The organism is Rhodococcus sp. APC 3903 (genome assembly GCF_030407755.1).
GTDB lineage: Bacteria > Actinomycetota > Actinomycetes > Mycobacteriales > Mycobacteriaceae > Rhodococcus_F > Rhodococcus_F erythropolis.
The window spans coordinates 1-852 of the sequence record NZ_JASDCV010000091.1 but is presented as its reverse complement, the minus strand read 5'-3'; the positions used below and the strand labels follow the sequence as shown (position 1 = coordinate 852).

The 852-nt window shown below is 61.7% G+C and carries 1 protein-coding gene; it reads right to left on the bottom strand.

Annotation, left to right across the window (positions count from 1 at the left end; translation table 11 throughout):
• Nucleotides 1-852 (bottom strand): hypothetical protein (locus tag QMA15_RS32645; RefSeq protein WP_290289343.1); only part of this gene is annotated, 852 nt, incomplete at both ends.

Sequence of the window (852 nt, the reverse complement as noted above, 5' to 3'; positions counted from 1 at the left end):
ATGACGGCAGCGGGTTCGGGTGAGCCGGCCGGCTGTGGCCTGAGGCTGTCGGCACCGATGTTGTAGACGTCACTCGTCGTGGCGAGGGAGTTGGACGTGGTGGACGAGGGAAGCCCGGCGCGCCAGTTGACGATTGGATTCAGAACGCCGAACGGGCCACATCCGGAAGCTGTCGGGACGGCGAAGGGCTGTCCGGTGTGCCCGGTGTTTCGAACGACGGCAGTATCCGGGAAACCTGGAACCTCCTCGAGGACGCCGTATTCGGTCACATCCAAGTTGAGTTGAACGGGGTTGCTGTCCGAGCCCAGGTAGCATTTGCCGCCGAGGAGAGGGTTCGCGATCTTCAATTTGACGGGTAGCTTCACGCCAAGCTGAAATGCATCCACGGTGGGGAGTGCAGACGTCGACTCGACGGTGGCCGAGGCCTTGTTCAGTCCGAAGAGATTGTTGAATGGTAGGTCGATTCCGAGTGCGCCCCCGGGGATGTCGATAGGTTCGGCGTAGATCCCCCGACTGTTGTCGTTCGGTGGGATGAAGACTTGGTCGAATCCGAATTCGGCCTCTGGATTCTCCCGGTATGCAACTCCGCCTGCGATGCGCATCGCCCCGGCGGGAATGCCGACGGAAAGCTTGCCGATCTTCATGTTTCCGCCGGTAACCGTGACGTCCATACAGGTGCTGGTCTCGGGATTGTCGATCGGACATGAATCCCAACCGCCGAAGGGGATCTCCGCTGCCGGGGCGGCTCCTGCAATGCTTGCTGACAGGCTTCCCACCGCTGTGACGGTGGCGAACACAGTTGCGGTGGCGAGTGCGCCGAAAAGCCCACGCGACGTCGAACGTCGGGACATG